19 protein-coding genes, 3 tRNA genes and 1 riboswitch are annotated in these 19,600 nt (G+C 47.0%); of the genes, 8 read left to right on the top strand and 14 right to left on the bottom strand.

What is annotated here, in order from left to right; all coding sequences use genetic code 11:
* Positions 1 to 137 precede the first annotated feature (137 nt).
* The 3 genes from ACZOWY_RS08320 to ACZOWY_RS08310 form a co-directional block, all read right to left on the bottom strand.
* Positions 138 to 800, bottom strand: coding sequence for a methionine ABC transporter permease (locus ACZOWY_RS08320; RefSeq protein WP_484395406.1), 663 nt, complete (start codon positions 798 to 800; stop codon positions 138 to 140).
* Positions 790 to 1,851 (bottom strand): methionine ABC transporter ATP-binding protein, encoded by a 1,062-nt coding sequence (locus ACZOWY_RS08315; RefSeq protein WP_484395401.1) that lies wholly within the window; start codon positions 1,849 to 1,851, stop codon positions 790 to 792. The genes ACZOWY_RS08320 and ACZOWY_RS08315 overlap by 11 nt, the downstream gene beginning before the upstream one ends.
* Before the next feature lie 152 nt (positions 1,852 to 2,003).
* Positions 2,004 to 2,102: riboswitch (SAM riboswitch) on the bottom strand.
* Between the two features lie 133 nt (positions 2,103 to 2,235).
* A complete protein-coding gene (locus ACZOWY_RS08310) occupies positions 2,236 to 2,889 on the bottom strand; it encodes a TetR/AcrR family transcriptional regulator (protein ID WP_484395396.1) in 654 nt (217 codons plus the stop codon).
* A 244-nt stretch (positions 2,890 to 3,133) separates the two neighbouring features.
* Between ACZOWY_RS08310 and ACZOWY_RS08305 the strand changes: the two genes are divergently transcribed.
* From ACZOWY_RS08305 to ACZOWY_RS08290, 4 genes are read left to right on the top strand one after another with little or no spacing between them, the layout of a single operon-like run.
* On the top strand, positions 3,134 to 3,322 hold the full coding sequence (locus tag ACZOWY_RS08305; RefSeq protein ID WP_484395391.1) for a 4Fe-4S dicluster domain-containing protein: 189 nt from the start codon (positions 3,134 to 3,136) through the stop codon (positions 3,320 to 3,322).
* 6 nt (positions 3,323 to 3,328) lie between these two features.
* Complete coding sequence (locus ACZOWY_RS08300) at positions 3,329 to 4,471, top strand: 2-oxoacid:acceptor oxidoreductase subunit alpha (protein WP_484395385.1); 1,143 nt, start codon at positions 3,329 to 3,331, stop codon at positions 4,469 to 4,471.
* Positions 4,472 to 4,495: 24 nt separating this feature from the next.
* A complete protein-coding gene (locus tag ACZOWY_RS08295; RefSeq protein ID WP_484395381.1) occupies positions 4,496 to 5,332 on the top strand; it encodes a thiamine pyrophosphate-dependent enzyme in 837 nt (278 codons plus the stop codon).
* Positions 5,333 to 5,334: 2 nt separating this feature from the next.
* Entirely contained in the window at positions 5,335 to 5,868 is a 534-nt protein-coding gene (locus tag ACZOWY_RS08290) for a 2-oxoacid:acceptor oxidoreductase family protein (protein ID WP_484395379.1), read from the top strand.
* 135 nt (positions 5,869 to 6,003) lie between these two features.
* Here ACZOWY_RS08290 and ACZOWY_RS08285 read toward each other — a convergent pair whose 3' ends face one another.
* From ACZOWY_RS08285 to ACZOWY_RS08265, 5 genes are all read right to left on the bottom strand, one after another.
* Complete coding sequence (locus ACZOWY_RS08285; RefSeq protein ID WP_484395375.1) at positions 6,004 to 7,488, bottom strand: long-chain-fatty-acid--CoA ligase; 1,485 nt, start codon at positions 7,486 to 7,488, stop codon at positions 6,004 to 6,006.
* Between the two features lie 56 nt (positions 7,489 to 7,544).
* The gene (nagA, locus tag ACZOWY_RS08280; RefSeq protein WP_484395369.1) at positions 7,545 to 8,801 is read right to left on the bottom strand and encodes an N-acetylglucosamine-6-phosphate deacetylase; all 1,257 of its coding nucleotides are present in this window, start codon (positions 8,799 to 8,801) and stop codon (positions 7,545 to 7,547) included.
* 268 nt (positions 8,802 to 9,069) lie between these two features.
* Positions 9,070 to 10,065: a biotin synthase BioB gene (gene bioB, locus ACZOWY_RS08275; RefSeq protein WP_484395364.1), complete on the bottom strand. Its 996-nt coding sequence runs from the start codon at positions 10,063 to 10,065 to the stop codon at positions 9,070 to 9,072.
* 97 nt (positions 10,066 to 10,162) lie between these two features.
* On the bottom strand, positions 10,163 to 11,167 hold the full coding sequence (locus ACZOWY_RS08270) for a M23 family metallopeptidase (protein ID WP_484395358.1): 1,005 nt from the start codon (positions 11,165 to 11,167) through the stop codon (positions 10,163 to 10,165).
* A 101-nt stretch (positions 11,168 to 11,268) separates the two neighbouring features.
* A complete protein-coding gene (locus ACZOWY_RS08265; RefSeq protein WP_484395352.1) occupies positions 11,269 to 12,954 on the bottom strand; it encodes a putative polysaccharide biosynthesis protein in 1,686 nt (561 codons plus the stop codon).
* 347 nt (positions 12,955 to 13,301) lie between these two features.
* Here ACZOWY_RS08265 and ACZOWY_RS08260 point away from each other — a divergent pair, with 347 nt between their 5' ends.
* Both ACZOWY_RS08260 and ACZOWY_RS08255 read left to right on the top strand, forming a co-directional pair.
* Complete coding sequence (locus ACZOWY_RS08260; RefSeq protein WP_484395346.1) at positions 13,302 to 13,844, top strand: NADH peroxidase; 543 nt, start codon at positions 13,302 to 13,304, stop codon at positions 13,842 to 13,844.
* 153 nt (positions 13,845 to 13,997) lie between these two features.
* Positions 13,998 to 14,074: transfer RNA gene (locus tag ACZOWY_RS08255), tRNA-Pro, on the top strand.
* 148 nt (positions 14,075 to 14,222) lie between these two features.
* On the opposite strand, the gene ACZOWY_RS08250 is transcribed toward ACZOWY_RS08255, so the two are convergent.
* A complete protein-coding gene (locus ACZOWY_RS08250; protein WP_484395341.1) occupies positions 14,223 to 14,633 on the bottom strand; it encodes a C-GCAxxG-C-C family protein in 411 nt (136 codons plus the stop codon).
* 104 nt (positions 14,634 to 14,737) lie between these two features.
* On the opposite strand from ACZOWY_RS08250, the gene ACZOWY_RS08245 reads away from it, so the two are divergent.
* Positions 14,738 to 14,811: transfer RNA gene (locus ACZOWY_RS08245), tRNA-Gly, on the top strand.
* 136 nt (positions 14,812 to 14,947) lie between these two features.
* On the opposite strand, the gene ACZOWY_RS08240 is transcribed toward ACZOWY_RS08245, so the two are convergent.
* Both ACZOWY_RS08240 and ACZOWY_RS08235 read right to left on the bottom strand, forming a co-directional pair.
* A complete protein-coding gene (locus ACZOWY_RS08240; protein ID WP_484395335.1) occupies positions 14,948 to 15,931 on the bottom strand; it encodes a glycosyltransferase family 2 protein in 984 nt (327 codons plus the stop codon).
* Between the two features lie 93 nt (positions 15,932 to 16,024).
* Positions 16,025 to 17,584: an ArnT family glycosyltransferase gene (locus tag ACZOWY_RS08235; protein ID WP_484395331.1), complete on the bottom strand. Its 1,560-nt coding sequence runs from the start codon at positions 17,582 to 17,584 to the stop codon at positions 16,025 to 16,027.
* Between the two features lie 209 nt (positions 17,585 to 17,793).
* Between ACZOWY_RS08235 and ACZOWY_RS08230 the strand changes: the two genes are divergently transcribed.
* A tRNA-Arg gene (locus ACZOWY_RS08230) sits at positions 17,794 to 17,870 on the top strand.
* A gap of 87 nt (positions 17,871 to 17,957) precedes the next feature.
* Here ACZOWY_RS08230 and ACZOWY_RS08225 read toward each other — a convergent pair.
* The 3 genes from ACZOWY_RS08225 to ACZOWY_RS08215 form a co-directional block, all read right to left on the bottom strand.
* Positions 17,958 to 18,425, bottom strand: coding sequence for a site-specific integrase (locus ACZOWY_RS08225; protein ID WP_484395327.1), 468 nt, complete (start codon positions 18,423 to 18,425; stop codon positions 17,958 to 17,960).
* 2 nt (positions 18,426 to 18,427) lie between these two features.
* Positions 18,428 to 18,751, bottom strand: a complete 324-nt coding sequence (locus tag ACZOWY_RS08220) for a recombinase family protein (RefSeq protein ID WP_484395323.1) — start codon at positions 18,749 to 18,751, stop codon at positions 18,428 to 18,430.
* 303 nt (positions 18,752 to 19,054) lie between these two features.
* A partial coding sequence (locus ACZOWY_RS08215; protein ID WP_484395318.1) for a YadA-like family protein occupies positions 19,055 to 19,600 on the bottom strand: 546 nt, incomplete at its 5' end.

Genomic DNA, 19,600 nt, shown 5'->3' with positions numbered 1-19,600 from the left:
AAATTCGTTATTTATCAATTTACTACTTTATTGTGTGAAAGTCAATATGTATTACATAATTTTAATTGAAAAACCGGCATCCATAGAATTTGGATACCGGTTCTAAATCCAGACTCTTCTTCATTCGACAGCTATTATCAGGATAATTTGTTTTTATTCAGCTTGCGGCTCAGTGTATTACCTATCGTCTGCACGCCCTGTACCATAATAATCAGTACAACGACTGTTGCAATCATGACATCCATTTGGAAACGCTGGTACCCATAGCGAATTGCCAGATCCCCCAGACCGCCGCCACCCAGGGCCCCTGCCATGGCAGAAGCGCCAATCAGGGCAATCAAAGCCAGCGTAATGCCAAGGACGATGGAATGCAGCGATTCCGGGAGCATCACGTTCCAAATGATCTGGAACGGACTAGCCCCCATGGACTGGGCTGCTTCAATGACGCCCCGGTCCACCTCCAACAAAGACGATTCAATAACACGGGCAATGAAGGGCGCTGCTGTGATGGTAAGCGGCACGATGGCAGCCGTAGTCCCAATGGAAGAACCCACGATCATACGGGTAAAAGGAATAATCGCAACCATCAGAATAATAAAAGGTGTGGAACGTGTCGCGTTAACGATTGCGCCCAATACGTTATGGACAAGGGCATTAGGCATAATGTGGTCTTTCCGGGTAACTGTCAGAATCACGCCCAGAGGCAGGCCAATCAGTGTCGCCAGCACAATAGCAATCAGTACCATGTAACAGGTTTCACCTAACGACTTCAAAAGCAAATCAATCATATTAGCCGACATAACCGATCACCTCCACCTTTACGCCTGCATTCTTCGCATACTGAACGGAGTCCGTAATACTCTTTTCATCTCCCATGATTTCCACCAACAGTGTACCATATGGAATATCCTTCAGATAATCTACCTTGCCGGAAATAATATTGACATCCACGCCGAATTTTTTAATCAGGGCAGAAACCAGCGGCTGATCTGCTCCGGTCTTTTCTTCTTTATCATCCCCGCTGTCAAGGAAGGTCAGATTTACCAGCAGGCGGGATCCCGGAAAATACTCCTGCTTCATGGAAACGGTATCGACTATAGGTGGAATTTTTATATCATTAACAGTCTTCACAAACTCCTTGGTCGTCTCCTGCTGCGGTTCCGTAAACACTTTATACATGGAGCCTTCTTCAATGATAACACCATTTTCGATAACAGCTACCCTGTCACAGATTTCTTTTACCACTTCCATCTGGTGGGTAATCATGACAATAGTCAGATTCAGGCGTTTGTTAATATCACGTAACAGCTGCAGGATCGATTTTGTAGTCTGGGGATCCAGCGCGGAAGTTGCTTCATCCGACAGCAACACTTTGGGATTAGAAGCCAGGGCACGGGCAATTCCTACCCGCTGCTTCTGTCCGCCGGAAAGCTGGCTGGGGTAATAGCCTGCCCGGTCTGTAAGCTGCACCAGATCCAACAGTTCGCCTACCCGTTTATCTATTTTATCTTTCGGCATCCCCTGAATTTCCAATGGGAATGCAATATTATCAAAAACCGTGCGGGAGGCCAGCAGATTAAAATGCTGGAAGATCATTCCGATATTCTGACGGGCCTTCCTAAGCTGGGCCTCATCCATGGCCGTCAGCTCCTGCCCATCCACAAAAACCTGCCCGCCGGTAGGCACCTCCAACATGTTGATACAACGTATCAGCGTGGATTTGCCTGCACCGGAAAGCCCGATAATACCGAAAATTTCTCCCTCTTTCACTTCAATATTTGTTTTCTTCAGGGCCGCAATATCACCGGCCTTACTATAGTACGTTTTTTCTACATCTACTAATCTTATCATCAGTGTTCCTCACTTCGCACCATCCATTCAGGAAAAATTCAGTCATAGTAAATTCTCACTCCTGATAACATGGACTCTACACTATAATCAGTGTCTCCTTAACAAAATTAAAAAGCTCTTCGCCAGACGGGTGAAGAGCTTAACTCCGCAGCGTTTCATCTTCCGGGTCTCCCGCTGGATTTGGCACCGTTCCCTAAGGATGGTTGCCGTAGCTTCACCGGGCCATGTCCCTCAGCTACTCTTGATGAATGAATATTCAATTTAAAAATATGACGTAATAATATTACATGGATTTGTAAGGACTGTCAATAAAAAATTGTTTTTATTGTAGATAAAAACATAAAATGAATTGTAAGGTATCAGAATTTATTAAAAAAGTACGGTTTACTGAGCTATCTTCTCCTTTTGTGCAGCCAATCCGTAAAGCCGTGTCTTAATGAAGCCCTCTGCAAAATCCTGTGAGGAAATATTTTCCGTTTCTCCCGTTGAATGAAAAAATACGATCATCGCCATAGCAAGAAACATCTGCCTTGCAATATCTTCGTGCTTTGCTTCTTCCTTAAAAAAGTTCTGCCGGATGCCTTCCTCATATACTTTGGTGAATGGTTTCATCTCTTCTGCAAGTAACCGGTGATACCGCAGGATTTGTTCCTGCTCTTCCGCCGAAGGCAATGCACCCCAGTGGGTTACCAGACGAATGTTTCCCTTTTCATCTTCCACTCCTGCAAAGCCCCGGTTCGTGCAGGTCATCTCAAAACAAAGCACCTGCCACAAAACCGTATTTTTCCGCAGGAAATCCATCCACACGGCTAATACACCTGTCAGCCGTTCCCTGACATCCTTCCGTGTGTCCTCTGACACAGCACGCATCTTTGCCATCAGTTCATCATGCTTCTGAGACACCAGCGTGTAAAACAGATTATCCTTATTGCCAAAATATTTATACAGGGTACCTTTGCCGGTATCCGCAAGCGTAATGATTTCATCCAGCGTCGCCTGAGCGTAGCCCCTGCGGGAAAAAAACTTCTTCTGTTGCAATCATTAAACGCTTTTTGGTTTCAATTTCTTTTTCTTTCTTGCTCATTTCGTGTTAATCTCCGGAATAATTGTTGTTTGTTATTTTGTTTATTATAATGGTTTTTACTTTAAAGTGCAAAAAATAATTAACCTTACTCTTTAAATAAGGTAAATAATAAGGTATAATGGATTTGCGATAAAAAAATGTAACATATATTACTATATTAGTTATATAAGAGGGGTTAACTTCAGAGGAGGGTGTTCCATGCTTAAACTGGTCAGCAAACGTTGTAAAGGCTGCGGCATATGCGTAAACTTCTGCCCCAAAAAGGTGTTGGAAGTTACTGAGGTAGGTAAATGCGCCATTATTAAAGACAAGGAAAAAGACTGTATTTCCTGCGGACAGTGCGAGATGCGTTGCCCGGATTACGCGATTTTTGTAGAAAAGGAGTGAGATGCTATGTCCAGAGTATTACTGTTGCAAGGTAATCAGGCAGTAGTAGAAGGCGCCATCGCGGCTGGCGTGAAATTTTACGGCGGCTATCCCATCACTCCTTCTACGGAAATTGCCGAACAGTTATCGGCCCGCTTACCGCAGGTAGGCGGCAAATTTATGCAGACGGAAGATGAAATTGCCGGATTAGGCGCTGCCATTGGCGCTTCCATGGGTGGGAAAAAGGCCATGACCGCCACCAGCGGCCCCGGCTTTTCTTTGAAACAGGAAATGTTGGGTCTGGCCTGCACGGCAGAAATTCCTGTAGTACTTGTAGATGTACAGCGGGTAGGCCCGGCCACCGGCCAGCCCACTAGTCCCGCCCAGGGCGAAGTGATGATGACACGTTGGGGCACCCACGGCGACCACTGGGTCATCGTAGTATCCCCATCCAGCGTCCCGGAATGTTTCTGGCTCACCATCCGCGCCGTAAACCTGGCAGAAAAGTACCGCGTTCCGGTTATCATTTTAATGGACGAAGTCATCGGCCATATGCGGGAAAAAATTGAACTGCCGGATGATTACAGCAAGGTAGAGACCTTTGACCGGGTACGTCCTACCTGCAAGCCGGAAGAGTATCTGGCTTACGGAACGACAGAAGAGAATCTGGTTCCCGCCATGGCAGATTACGGCAGCGGTTACCGCTGGCACGTAACCGGCCTGATCCACGACGAGACAGGTTTCCCCAAAGGAACCCCTGCCGGAACGGTCAATGCACTGAACCGTCTGCACGACAAAATTTATAACAATCTGGATGACATTGTTACCTATGAGAACTATAAGATGGAAGATGCGGAATTTGCTGTCCTGTCCTTCGGAGGTGCAGCCCGTACTGCATATGAAGCAGTAGACATGGCCCGTGCCGAAGGGCTGAAGGTCGGTTTCTTCCGTCCCATCACCATCTGGCCTTTCCCGGAAAAAGAAGTAAAAGAACTGGCAGGAAAAGTGAAAGGCATTTTAGTGCATGAGCTGAACTACGGCCAGTATGTGCTGGAAGTGGAACGGGTCGTGGCAGGCAAATGCCCAGTCACTTTGTACGGCAAATATGACAACGAATCCGCCACGCCACAGGAACTTCTGGCGGAAATCAAAAAGGCTATGGGCCGGTAAGGGAAAGGAGATAATACAATGGGAATGGAACAATTAGTTGAAAAATATTTTCGTCCCGGCCGACTGCCCCACATCTGGTGCCCTGGCTGCGGCAATGGCGTTATCACCGGAGCCATTGTTAAAGCGGTGGATAAACAGGGCCTGTCAAAGGACGAAGTAGCTTTGATCTCCGGTATCGGCTGTTCCAGCCGTTCCTCCGGATATCTGGATTTCAACACCGCAAACACATTGCATGGTCGGGCGTTGCCTATCGCCAGCGGATTAAAAATGGCAAACCCGGCCTTAAAGGTTATCGTTGCCAGCGGCGACGGTGACTGCACGGCTATCGGAGGCAACCATTTAATTCATGCGGCGCGCCGTAACATCGACCTGACATTAGTGGTTTACAATAACAGTATTTACGGCATGACCGGTGGCCAGTATTCCCCCATGACCCCCAAAGGATCCAAAGCGACTACGGCTCCATATCTGACTATCGAACCGTCTTTTAATCTGTTAGGTCTGGCAAAAGCTGCCGGCGCCACTTTCTGCGCACGGGCTACGACCTTCCATGTGCCTCTGATGGTAGACGTGATTGCCAAAGGCATCGCACATAAGGGTTTCTCCATCATCGAATGTGTATCAGCCTGTCCCATCAATTTTGGGCGCCAGAACAAGGCAGGTTCCCCGGCCAAAATGATGGAATGGCAGCGTGACCACGGCGTGATGAAAGCAGCCTGGGACAAGATGGACGAAGAAAAGAAAGCCGAAGCCATCGCGGCAGGCAAATTTCCCATCGGCGTACTGTTTGAGACCAACGACGTACAGGAATATACCGAAGCCTATGATGAAGTCATCCGGCGCGCACAGGGAGGGAAATAATCATGAAATATAATTTTCGATTCTCCGGGACCGGCGGCCAGGGCCTGATTACAGCCGGTATCATCTTAGCGGAAGCAGCGATCCTCGACGGCAAGGAAGCCATACAGTCCCAGTCCTACGGACCGGAAGCCCGGGGCGGTTCTTCCAAAGCGGAAGCCATTATCTCCGACAACAAAATTTATTTTGGCCGGGTAACCTGCCCGGACGTGCTGCTGGTTATGAGCCAGGAAGCAGCAAACAAATACACGAAAGACTGCAGCAAAGACAGTATCGTTATCACAGATTCCCTTTTTGTAAAGGAAGTGCCGGGAACGTTTAAGGAAAGGATTGACCTTCCCATCACCCACACAGCGGTAAGCGCCTGCGGAAAATCCCTGTTTGCCAACATCGTAGCTTTGGGTGCCGTGGTAGCACTGACCCACTGCGTTTCGGATGAAGCATTGGAAAAAGCGGTACTGAACCGTGTACCAAAAGGAACGGAAGAAGCAAACAAAACAGCCTTGAAGGCAGGTAAAGAACTGATTACCAAACGCTAAAAGAAAAAATAAGAACGGTCATTCTGTTGAAAAGCAGAGTGACCGTTCTTGTTGTATATGCAGAAATTACAACACTGTGATAATCCAATTCTTCGGATTATTACTGAGAGATTCTTATTGTAAGGCGCAGTGCAATTACTGTTTCCGATTGACCAGATTATCCAACGATTGTTCCCGTAAAACTTTCTTCAATACTTTTCCGGTATTGTTCCGGGGCAGCTGGTCGCAGAAAATGAATTCCTTAGGAACTTTGTATGCAGCAATCCGGGAAAGCAAGTATTTGCGAATCATACGCTTATCTTTCGTTCCGCCGTCCTCTGGCACGATATAAGCGCAAATAGCCTGACCCCGCAGCTTGTCGGGAATACCGACGACTGCGGCTTCTTTAATATCCGGATGGGTCATCAGCACTTCTTCCACCTCGCGGGGATAGACGTTTTCGCCGCTGCTGATAATCATATCCTTCAGTCTGTCTACAATAAATATCCACCCTTCTTCGTCGCGATAAGCCAGATCTTCCGTGTGCAGCCAACCGTCCCGCAACGTCCATGCCGTTTCTTTTGGGCGATTCCAGTAACCCAGCATTACATTAGGCCCTTTTACACACAGTTCACCGACTTCACCGACAGGCACTTCGCTGTTATTCGGATCCAGAAGCTTCACTTCCACATGGGGAATCGGCAGACCGATAGATCCTTGTTTTGTTTTATCAATACGGTTAAACGTGGTAACCGGCGTTGCTTCCGAAAGTCCGTACCCTTCCTGCACATACTGCCCGAACTTTTTCGCAAAGGCATCGTACAGCACCCGGGGCAGCGGTGCACCGCCGCTGATAAAGAAACGGAAATGCGCCAGTTCCCCTGCTTCTGCGCCTTTTACAAACAGCTGGAACATGGTAGGCACACCACACATGGTATTTACATTATATTTCCTGATCAGGTTCATCGCATCGCCAAACTGATAGGTTTCCTGGACCACCTGGGTCGCACCGATATACAAATTGGCACAAACCGTGCAAATCCAGCCAAAACAGTGATACATAGGCAATACACACAGTGCGATATCATCTTCCTGCATTCTGGTAATTGCCATGAAATCCTGTGTATTATGCACAATATTCCCCTGGCTCAGCATAGCCCCTTTGGGACGGCCTGTCGTTCCGGATGTATAAATAATTGCAGCTGGGTCCTGTTCTTCCAGAGCGTAATCTGTAAATTCCGCCCCTGCCGGAGGCACCATCTCCTCAAAGGTAAACTGTTTCAGTTCCTGTTCCCAGCCTAAATCCCGCAAAGCCTGTTTCACACCCAACGGAGTTTTCGTCAACATCAACTTCATTTCTGTATCTTTTACGATATAGGCAATTTCCGGAGCAATCAGCTGGAAGTTAAAAGGAACTACTATCCCCCCCGCTCTGACCACAGCAAAGTAGGCTGCCACAAAGTCCGTTGAATTTTTGCTGAAAAGGCCAACCCGGTCGCCTCTTTTTATCCCCTGAGACTGCAGAAACAACGCCCAGTCTTCCACTTTTTTACGGAATTCACCAAACGTTGTATACTGATTTTTAAAAATAAATGCAGTTTTCTCCGCGGGATGCTTTTGAATAATATCGTTTAATAACATATATACCTCTCTCTTTTTTTAATGACCTGACCGAAATCGTCTTGTTGCTTTTTATTTTAATTGATATCCGGATTCTTGTAAACCTCGCAGCCATCCACAAACGTACGGAAAATCGTGAAATCTTCGTTAAATATAGTAATATCTGCCGCCGCACCGGGGCTCAGACTTCCAATTTTTTCAAACAGACCCAGCTCCTGGGCCTGATTCTCTGTAACCATGCGGACAACTTCAGGAACCGTGGCACCGGTGTTGTTTCGGAAGTTCAACATGGCGCGGTTCAGTGTAACCAAGCTGCCTGCTATAGTACCATCTGCCAGCCGCGCTTCCCCGTTTTGCACATAAACGGTCTGCCCTCCCAATTCGGAAACCCCGTCCGGCAAACCACAAGCCCGCATGGAATCCGTAATTAATTCTATACCTTCCGAGCCTTTTATACGATAAATCATTCGCTGTACTGCAGGATGCACATGCAAATTATCGGCTATCAGTTCACAGGTAACCTCCGTATCCAAAGAGGCGCCCATCAGACCGGGAGTCCGGTGATGCAGACCAGACATGGCATTACACAAGTGTGTTACATGGGAAGCGCCTTCCGCAGCCGCCTGAACAGCCAGATCATAATCCGCCGCGCTGTGCCCCAGAGAAACAATAATATTATGCGCTTTGCACTGCGTAATGAAATCTTTAAGTTTTTCATATTCCAACGTTTCCGGGGCCAGCACAACAATTTTGATTACATCGGTAAAATCACTGATGTGTATGAAATCCGCGGTGACGATATTTTCTTCCTTTTGTGCCCCTTTATATGCACTGCTGATAAACGGACCTTCCAAATAGGCGCCTAATACTTTGGCGCCTGACAACAGACTGTGCTCCGCTGCCGAATTCTGCACAGTCTGCACCGGTCCGTGCTGTTCTTCCCGCCGCCGGACAATCACTGTCATTCTATTCCGTACCTCTGCCAGCGATTTATGTATGACAGGCATACTGCATGTCATAGTCGCTGGCAGAAAAGCCGTCACACCGGTCTGAACCAGAAAACGGCTCATCATATCAAGAGCGCTGACATCCCCATCCATCGTATCTGCACCTGCACAGCCGTGGATATGCAGATTGATAAATCCCGGTGAAACATAATTGCCATCCGCATCGGTCACCGTCAGCAACTGACTACGCCATTTTTTTTCATTTTTCCAAGCGCCGTCAAACGTTTCACGTGAAACAATTCCCGTTATATTTTTATCAAACAAGAGGACGCATCCGTCCAAAACTTTATCACTCAGGACAATCCGCCCGTTAATGATTGCATGCATAATACTCTGCTCCTAAAATTCTTATCGTAAGCTGTTTCATTATATGTTTTATTATAACATCTCAATAAGTCATTCTCAATTACTTCAAAGAATCCACCGACAATATAATTCTTTCGTAATCTTAAGGATAACAAAATTTTACAAAAAGCACAGGCATACAGGCAATTAATCTACATCACGGTTGTCAAAAAAAACTGCCGGTGCAGCTGACAGTTCCTGTAACAGAATACCGTCTTTTACCCGGCAGGGTTTCTTCATTACATTTTTATCAGTTTCCCGGTAAAACAGCTTCTTCCTGCTTATTGGTCAGTCCCAGTTTCTTAAGCATTTCCATATCGCTGGCAATGGTTGCGGCTCCTGCAGTAGTCAGCATGTTTCCGGTAATGGATGCAGAGGCACCCCGCCCAATAACAGTCGCGCCAGATTTAGGTAAAATGCCGCGGCCTGCTCCCAGGCGGATATTCGCCGTGGGGTTGATGAAGCGGAAAATCGCTACCGTGCGGGCCACGTCTTCCGCAGAAATTTGCGGGGTGTCCTGCAACGGCGTGCCCTTGATAGGCATCAGGGCATTCAGCGGAATAGACTGAATATCCAGTTCGGCTAACGTCAGCGCCATATCGATGCGGTCGTCCCAGGTTTCCCCCATACCGATGATGCCGCCGGAGCAGACGCACATGCCTTCTTTCTGGGCAATCTTTATGGTGCGTATTTTATCTTCAAAGGAGTGGGTAGTGCAGATATTCGGGAAATTGCGGCGGGATGTTTCAATATTGTGATGATAGCTGGTAACGCCCGCTTCCTTCAGGCGGCGGAACTGTTCCGCGTCAATAAATCCCATGGAAGCGCAAAGTTGGATCTTCAGCTTTGCATTCATTTCTTTATAGGCTTCAATGGCCTTGTCAAAATCCTTACCCTTTAATGCCCGGCCTGCCGTTACGATGGCAAAGCGGTTCACGCCCGCGTCCTGATTCGCTTTCGCGGCCGCAAAGATCTTTTCTTTCGGAAGAAATCCGTATTCATCGATGCCGGTATGGTTGCAGGCTGCCTGGGCGCAGTATTTGCAATCTTCACTGCATCGCCCGCTCCGACCATTAATGATAGAACAAAAATCCACCAGGTTTCCACAGAAATGCTTCTGCAGTTTACCGGCGCAATCCAGCATTTCTTCCAGACCCGTCTGTAGCAAAAGTTCTTTATCCAGATTCTCCCGGGTAATGCGATATCCTTCGTTTATAATTTTTTCTGTCAATTCTGTAATCGTCATGACTTCATGCCTCTCTTCAAAAAAATAGTGCTAACGTCAACTTTGCTTAAAGTGAACGTTAACACTATTATAGTTTACATGCAGTGTTTCGTCAACACTATTTTGCTTTCTTCAACATATACAGCGGATCAATATTCTCTCCATCCACAAACACTTCAAAATGCAGATGGGGTCCTGTGCTATATCCTGTGCTTCCCACAAAACCGATGATTTCGCCCTTACGTACCTGCTGCCCTGTTGTTACGGCGATGCCGCTCATATGTCCGTACGCACTGTCATACCCGTTACCGTGACGGATTTTTACAAACTGTCCGTAACCTCCATTCCAGCCCGCCATTTCTACAGTACCCATAGCGGCGGCATATACCGGCGTGCCAAAATCTACGGCAATATCGAGCCCCGGATGCCAGTCGAAGCCGCCGTTAATCGGTCCTGTACGGCCTCCATAATAGGAACTGATAACACCGCCTTCCGTGGGCCACAAATCCGGTAAAATTGAAAGCCTGTTGTTTCGTCCTTCAATGACTGTCAGCAGTTCGTGCATATTTTTCTTCTGCCGGTCAATCTGGGCCGTCAGGTTTTTATTCTGGGCCGATGCTACGTCAAGCATACTGATATCCGCGCCGGGTCCGCCCTTGCCGCTGTAAGCCGGGTCTGTCGATTTCGCTCCGGGCGTCGTCCCGATGGAATCAATACTGGATGTGAATTCCCTGTCACCGCTGTTCTGAATCACCGCGCGGCGCAGTTTTGTTTCCAGTGTGTGAATCTCGCTCATATCCCGCAACATCTTTTCATTATCTTCCAAAAGCGATTGGAGTTTTGCCTCCTGTTCTGTTTTGTGGTCAAGATATTCCTGATACGCTACCCTGTCAACCTTGGAATGATGATATTGCCAGCCGTAAAACCCGGCTGCAGCGGTCAGCGAAGCCAACACAAACGCGCCAAAGACGACCAGCGTCACGGCTTTTTTTCGGGCAACGGAAAACACTTTTGTTTCCCCGTTTCCTTGCTGGACCGTAAGCACGATTTGCGGTTCGGTCGTTTCTTCAGACGAAAGGCTTTCCCTATTCAGTTCCAGTTCTTTTTTTCTCTTATCGTTCATTTCATTCACCAACAGCAGTTATTCCCGTATAACTGCCAAACTACCAGCCAAAACTGTATTTCAGTAGTATTATAAATCCAACTTTTGACAATAGTATGTCTTTATTCTTTAAATGCGCCCAGCTTCTGACCGATACGCAGGATACGGCTGCCCAGATACGGCAGACTTTCCAGATCTTCTTTTGTAAGACCTCCGATAACTGTTAACACCACGCCATACACAACAGCTGCCACCATGATACATATCAGGAGGACCCAGCCTCCCAGCCCGGAGGCCACGTACAGAACACCTTGTATAGCAGCGCCCATAATCCCGGCCGCAACCAGCGGCTTACTGAAAACAGGCAACGACATTTTATAGCCGGTCAGTTTATAAATAAAGTACATGTTAATCAGCGCTGCCACACCAAAATCAGCAACCGTTGCGATAGCAGAGCCCTTGATACCCAACCAGGGAATCGCTGTCAGCGTCCAGTTCAGGATAACTTTAGCAACACAGGCGACAATCATGTTAATGACGGGGATACTGGTCCGGCCCATTCCCTGCAGCACTGCCGTACTCACCTGATGCATGCCCAACAGTACGATACCGATGCTCATCGCCTGAATGGCAGGCGCAGCGCCGGGAGCATTATAAATCAGCCCGGCTACCTTCTCCGCCAGACAGAACAGCCCCATGAAGCAGGGAAATGTCACTATCATGGCCACACGGAAGGCGACGCCGGTCTTGTGGCGGATATTATCCTGCCAGCCAAGGGCCCGGGCTTCCGAAATGGCCGGAACCAGACTGATGGCCAGCGCCGCTGTAAATATGGTAGAAAGATTAACCAATGGTACCGCCATACCGGTCAGGTATCCGAACAGCTCTGTCGCATGACGCACATCAAACCCGGCTGCTTCCAGCCGTTGGGGCACAATGAGCAAATCGAGATTAGCTACGATTGGAAGCATCAGACTGGTCATGGAAACCGGCAGAGCCAGTTTCAGCAGACGCGAAATGATGGAAGAAGAAGTTTCCTGTATTGCGTCCATATTTTGCAAGCTCTGCTTTGCTTTTAAATCCCTCTTCAGACGCTGATAGAAGAACATCAGCACCAGCAATGCACAGAACGCGCCTGCGCCTGCGCCCATACTAGCACCTCCTGCTGCCGCAGCCAACCCCCGGGGCAGGAAATACGACGCGAAAAACAGCATGGTCACAACCCGCACCAGCTGCTCCGTTATCTCAGAACAGGCAGTCGGCGTCATAATCTGCCATCCCTGAAGGTAACCACGGAAGCTGGCCAGAAATGTGACAAAAAACACAGCCGGGGCCAACGCAATAATGGAATAATACGCCCGGGCATCCCGGATAAACTGCCAGTCAATCAGCTTCTGCGCACCAAAGAACAACGCCAGAGAAAACACAAGCCCTGTAACAAACAGCAGTCGCAGTGTTACATGAAAGACCCGCTCCGCACCCTTGAAATCGTTTTGGGCCACCTTCTCGGCAGTCACAATGGAAATCGCTACGGGAATGCCTGCCGAAGAAACTGTAATCGCCATCAGGTAGATTGGAAAACCCATCTGGTACAGACCAATTCCTTCCCCTCCCAACACACGACTCAGCAGGATCCAGTTCAGCGCACCGATGACCTTGACCACGATGCTGGAAACCGTTAAGATCAGCGTACCTTTCAGAAAACTGTTATCGTTTTTTCCCAGTGCCTTTACGTCATCCGGTTTTGCACTTTCTATTTCCCGGGAAATAGCCTCCTCTGCTTCATGAAGTGCTGCTATATCTTGCATTAATGCATCATTTGCTTCATTTTTAAGTTGTCCGTCATTAATTTGATTCAGTTTTTTCACAACGGTTTTCCTAAAGCCAACATGATTGTAAAACATACAGGAGTAAGATTGTAAAACTTTAAAAATATCTATAAAGATACATAGTAATATTATCGTTTTTATCCGCTTTTGACAAGCGTTTCATTATGTTTTTCAAAAAACATTAACAAAAACCGGGCAGGTTAATTCACAATTTGTTTTGTTGACATGGCTGTCCGGTAAATGCTATACTTTTTATGCAAGGAACGGTGCCAACCGTACCACAGGTAAACTATATATAAAATAATTAAAATACGGAGGTAATCATCATGAAAAAATTTGTTTGTTCTGTTTGCGGTTACGTCTATGAAGGAACCGAAGCTCCGGCTAAATGCCCCCAGTGCGGAGCTCCAGCTTCCAAATTTGTTGAACAGGCCGGCGATATGACCTGGGCTGCTGAACATGTAGTAGGCGTAGCGGCAGATGTTCCCGAAGATATTAAAGCGGATCTGCGCGCCAATTTCAATGGCGAATGCAGCGAAGTCGGCATGTACCTGGCCATGGCCCGCGTTGCTTTCCGTGAAGGCTACCCGGAAATCGGCCTGTACTGGGAAAAAGCAGCTTACGAAGAAGCCGAACATGCTGCTAAATTTGCAGAACTGTTAGGCGAAGTTATTACCGACAGCACCAAAAGGAATCTGGAAATGCGCGTAGAAGCTGAAAACGGTGCAACCGCCGGCAAGACCGACCTGGCAAAACGCGCCAAAGCGCTGAATCTGGATGCAATTCACGACACCGTTCATGAAATGGCCCGCGACGAAGCCCGTCATGGTAAAGCATTCAAAGGCTTATTGGACCGCTATTTCAAATAATACAAAAGCGAATCACCGGCTTTCCTGATCTGGAAAGCCGGTTTTTTACAGGGAATGCTTTTATATGTTTTTTTCGTATCGCTTGACAAGCCTGCTGAAACTTATATATAATAGCATTGTTCACATTATTGAAACTGTAAGCAAATCCTATGTCGGGGCATAGCGCAGTTTGGTAGCGCACCTGCCTTGGGAGCAGGGGGTCGCAGGTTCGAATCCTGCTGCTCCGACCATTTTATAAATTAAAGAAAGAAACCGGTTGCACATCGCTGCAACCGGCTTTTTTTATTCGGGATATCTTCTTTAATTATGCTTCATTTATTACGCTGTACCCTGCAGCAACATGTTTGCAGCTGCTTGCGCGTTTTGAGGATAAACTTCTTACGCTTTCAAGTCCAGAACTTCTTCCGCAATGCAAGCCGCATTCATGATGCAGTCGGGACAGGGCGTCAGAACTTTGCCCGTATCCAGCCCTTTCAGTTCCCGACACACCAGGGAATGACACTTTTCCTGAAATTTATTTACGATTTCTTCCGCCAGTTTATAGGTTTCCAATTTGCTGTCCGGCGATTCAAGATTACCCGTACTGCGTTTCATACCGGCCAGCACACAGGCCCCGCTCAACGCCCCGCAGGTTGCCAGCGTTCCGCCCATACCTTTGCCCAAACCTTCCGTTACCTTAAACATGGTGGTCTCATCCAGTCCGACCAGATCTGCGTACGTGCAGGCCACAGACTGTGCGCAGTTATACCCCTTGTCGTGACGCGCAATCGTTTCTTTTACTCTTGTCATGATCACCCCTCCTCAATTTTTTACGGTTTCTCTAATATAATCTTGACAAACAAACCTCTTTCGTATATTATATTTTGTAGATTTTGGCTTTCCAAAATACACAAGCGGGTGTAGTTTAGTGGTAAAACTCCAGCCTTCCAAGCTGATGTTGTGGGTTCGATTCCCATCGCCCGCTCCATTTTTTTGTAGTAAAAGGCTTTCTGTAACGCAGGATGAAAATCTGGCGATTCCGACACAGAAAGTCTTTTTTATTTTTCCGTATCCACAGCTTTCATACCTGCTTTGAAAAACAGGAAGGCAATCCGCCTTTCTTCTTATTTTTTCAGGATATTACCGTTCTGCTGATTTGTGTCAATAAATTCCTGAATCAAATACCGGGGACGACGCTTTACTTCCAGATAGATTTTACCCACGTATTCACCAATAATACCGATGGCCAGCAAAATCAAACCGCCCAGCAGCCACAGGGAAATAATCAGACTGGTCCAGCCCGCAATAGTCTGGCCGGTAAAATGCCGGAACAGAGACCAGATCAACACAAGTCCGCTAATCACAGAAATACCCAGTCCCAAATCAACAATAAACTTGATTGGCTTAGATGATAACGAAGTAATTCCCTGCCAGGCAAAGGCAAACATTTTTTTCAGTGGATACTTGCTCTCTCCTGCCAGCCGTTCCTTACGTTTATAGTACACACAGTCATGCTTCAGCCCAATCATAGGAACGATGCCCCGCAGGAACAGGTTCACTTCCTGATACTCCCCAAAGGCTTCCAGTGCCCGATTGTCCATCAGACGGAAATCCGCATGGTTGAAAATCACTTCGGCACCCATCATCTTCATGAACCGGTAAAAGCCTTCCGCCGTATGCCGTTTAAACCATGTATCTGACTCCCGGTTGTCCCGGACGCCATACACGATATTACAGCCTTCATCGTATTTATCTATCATGGCGTCTATGGCATCGATATCGTCCTGCAGATCAGCGTCCATGCTGATGGCTGCATCGCAGTAAGGCATTACTGTCATAAGACCGGCCATAACCGCGTTCTGATGGCCTTCGTTGTGAGCCAGACAGATGCCTGAATATACTGAATCCCGCTTACAGAGTTCCTGTATGATCTCCCATGTCCGATCCCGGCTTCCGTCATTTACAAAACAGATTTTACTGTTTTTACTGATTTTTTCCCGGACAATTAACTCTGAAATTTTATTTTTAATCTTTTTCGCTGAATCCGGCAACACCTCCTGTTCGTTATAACAGGGAATCACCATATACAACACGGTTTCTGAAGACATTCTCCAACTCCACCCCGAATTTCGTTCTATAACGTTTTTTGCAACCCGCATGCGACGGTACAATTGTTTTTCAAAATATCAGAAACTAATTTGCTACCTGCTTCTGTAAATGCAGATGCCAGATTTATTTTCCATCAGTTCCCAATCTTCGCCGCCCATTTTTTCTTTCATTTTATTATACATAAACTCTCGCATCACAATATATTTTGGTCTCGCATCCTGTTTCACCGCAACCAGTGATTTCTCACTGTTGGTATCCGCTTCAATACCGGGAATATCCGTATACAGCATGAAACCAGGCCGTAAAAATTTATCGATGTACAGCACCCGCGAAGACTCTTTTTCCATTGCCACATAAGTCTGAGCAATGGCCTTTACACTGAACCGGTCCTGGATTTGGGGCATCATCACACCAAAAGCCATCACCATGGTTACCAACCCCGTCACCACATGAAGCCAGGCAGCCGTCTCCACATTACAATATCTTTTCAGGCAAAACAGAATCATTACCCCCAAAACAAGCGTAGCGATTCCCAGGGCCATACCGCTCATCGTAATTTCCGGTATCTGGCGTCCTCCCACAATCCAGGCGATTCCCATCAGCAGGTACATGACAAACGTGCCAATGAACCAACCAGACTGGTACCTGCCGTTATCACAGGTCATCCGTTCAATATTCCATCCAATAATCATAGAGAAAGCCGGCAGCAATACCAGCATATAGGAAACCTGTTTTGTCTTGGCAATGGAAAAGAAAAAAAACACGAAAATCCACCAAACTTGCAGGAACAACAGCTTCGTGCTTTCTCTGCCCAGGCTTTTCGTAAATGCGTCTTTAATGGATTTAAGCAGCACGCCGGTCCAGGGAAACAGGCCCAGAATAATGACAGGCAGGTAGAACCACCAATGTACCCGGTTGGGATGAAGCGGAGCTGCAAAGCGGCTGATATTATGGAAGCCGATAAACTCATAGATAAAGTCCATGCCATGATTCTGGTACATGAACACATACCAGGGCATTCCGACTGCTGCCACCACCAACAAGCCGGGAATTACATGCATGCGGAACAACCGTCCCAGATCTCTGGTAATCAGAAGGTACAAGAATACAATCGCACCGGGAAACACAACCCCGATAGGTCCCTTCGTCATCACCGCAAACCCGCAGAACAGATACATCAACCAGTATTTTTCGTGCATAAAACAAAGAAGCGCGCCTGTCATAAAAAACAGTAGCGTCGTATCCGTTACCGAAGCCTTTCCCATGTACATGATCATAACCGTAGTTCCCATGACCAGCCCGGACCAGAAGCCGGCCCTGGCATTAAACTGCCTGACAGCGGAAAACGTCGTCATTAACACTGCGCCAATGGCCATCAGGGAAGCGGGTATACGGGCCGCAAATTCGGAAAAACCGCCAAACAGCTTCAGAGAACCTACCAGCAGCCAATAAAAGATAGGCGGTTTGTCGTACCAGTATTCGTTATAAATGCGGGGGGAAAGATATTCGTTGAAACGAATCATCTCCTTCGCCGTTTCCGCATACACGGGTTCGTCCGGGTCAAGCAGCGCCACCCCGTCGATACCGAACAAAATATTAAAACCTACGATCGCCAGTAAAAGAACGATTGCCTTGCCTGGTAATTGATTCATTTCCGCAACTCCACTGAATTAAGAATATTATACTGCAATTATTTTTACATATTTAATTTATTATATCATAGGAAAGCGGGAATAAAAAGGAAAAGGCAGGCTGACTGCGAAACTTTTCATTTCACGACTTCAGGACTTTTCGCAACATTTTACTCCGTCACCTTGCATTTAAGAAAAAATGTGATATAATGATTTCTGCAAATCTACATGGTCCAGTAGCCCAGTTGGATAGAGCAACGGCCTTCTAAGCCGTGGGTCGGGGGTTCGAATCCCTCCTGGATCACCATACCAAAGCCAGTCCCCACGCGGTGTTGAGCCACATGGGGACTGTTTTTATATTTATGCATTTTGCTCAAAGTGTCTCAAAATTGTCTCACTTTGTCTCTGTACCCAGAATTTCATCCAGCACTTTTTCCCAAGCGGGCATAGCTTTTTTTGCCAACGGATAGTAATCACTTACATACCGGAGGTCCAACGGGTTACCATTATGACCCATTATATAATCGCTCACGCGAGCCGGAATCTCTGCTGCATTTTTTCTTTCAGTATCGCCCAGCTTTCTTAACGAATATGGACAGATACCTTTACCCTGTAATAAATACTTGCTTATCTTTCGAAGTCTTGCCCGTAGCCCGCTTCCATATGCATAGCTGACAGGACCTTTTTTAATCTTGCGCCGCTGGAAGAACAGAATACCTTCTGGATTTGTGCATTTCTTTTTTTTCAGAAATTCTTCGCAATCCTGTTTGTATTCTGTCAACAGCGCAATCGACCGTTTTGAAAGCGGTATTTTCCGGACGGATCCATTAGTCTTTGTGTCACCAATCGTGATGCGTTCCACACTCAGTTCTTCCGCATCCTTTTTGGATATAAGCCGACGTTTAAAACATGGACACGGACTCCTTTGTCGAATAAATACTTAATCGTAGAGACACCTTCTGTAACAGAACGAGCAAATCTATCCAATTTTGTAACGATCAACGTATCCCCCGACTGCAGTTGGTTCATAATCAGGTTTTCAAATTTTGGCCGCGCTGTTGTTTTTCCGGAGAATTGTTCGTCAATGATCTCCTGGCATCCGTTTTTCTTCAATTCCTTTTTCTGATCTTGCAGTGAATTTCCTTTTAGCTGGGTCTTTGCACTGACCCTGGCATATCCATAAATCATAGAAAAAACTCCTTTCATTTTGATAATAAGTATTGAGAACGTCAGAACCGGCATAGTACCGTTTCCGTATAGGCAGTATCAATACTTAACAGTTTTGAACAAAGAAACACCCCTTGCAATTTTTTAAAATGCAAGGGGATGTTAAATATAAATATTTAGCACCTACCGGAATCATATCTGAAACACGGGCAAGAGATTGTCACGCCAAAACCGGACATAAAAATATCCGCGCGCCGGATTTTAAAGTTCCGGCACGCGGTTTTGTGTATTAAAAGATATTAATATTATACGGGTAACTGAATATTATTTTCCCAGCTTCGCCTCGATGGCCGCCAGCCGTTCTGCCAGTTTCGCGTTTTCTGCCCGAATGGCTTTGTTTTCTTCCAAAATAGCACTATTCTGTTCTTCCAGTGCATTAATCTTTCTCGCCATTGCTGCCTTGCTGGTGGTCACGCCTTTATCCAGCGCGAAGGAAACGCCGACATTCAGCAAATTTTCTCCGTTACCCAGGCTGCCGCCCATGCTGAACATCACCTTATCCGTAGGACGGTAGAACATGCCCAGTGCCATAGCGTTGGCGTTACGGTAATTGCCGAAGCCCGCCGCCATAGTGAACTTGTTATCCGTATCCATCGGATGGAGCGCTGCCAGTGCCGCCGCGCCGGCGCCCACTTTGTTGATCTTGCTATCCACGTTGTCGATGCGGTGGTTGACTTCAGCCAGGCCTGTGCCGGTACCGGCCTTCAACTCGTCAATCTGACCTTGGAAATCTGCGTCTTCTAACGCTTTAATTCTGTCACTACTAGCCGCAATCGCATCTGCAGCGGCACCCACTTTCTCGTCCAGCTT

The organism is Succiniclasticum sp., assembly GCF_056977735.1.
This window is presented reverse-complemented; position numbering and strand designations above follow the sequence as displayed.